General features: G+C 36.9%; 1 protein-coding gene. It reads right to left on the bottom strand.

What is annotated here, in order from left to right; translation table 11 throughout:
• Positions 1-255, bottom strand: a 255-nt coding sequence (locus BOQ64_RS23390) for a hypothetical protein (protein WP_164975885.1), incomplete at both ends; no start/stop codon positions are given.

Genomic DNA, 255 nt, shown 5'->3' with positions numbered 1-255 from the left:
GTATACTGTACAAGGTTTCCTTTGGAATCATATTTATCATAGGTTACTTCTGTTGATCCTGTAGAAGGATTCTGAAGATCATAGGACAGAACTGAGGTTGGAAATAAATGAGCAGGATCATCATACCTGGTTTCTGTCTTTGAAATCGTTTTCCCGGCATCGTTTTGATTCTGTTTCTTGATAACCGTTGTCTCTAAAGGAATACCTATTATATTAGCATTGATCAGTTTTTGGTTGCCTTTCTCAGAAGCATAC

Origin of the sequence: Chryseobacterium sp. CH25 (genome assembly GCF_004119455.1) — a bacterium.
Classification (GTDB): domain Bacteria; phylum Bacteroidota; class Bacteroidia; order Flavobacteriales; family Weeksellaceae; genus Chryseobacterium.
The sequence above is the reverse complement of the archived record's forward strand: the minus strand, read 5'-3'. Positions and strand labels throughout refer to the sequence as shown.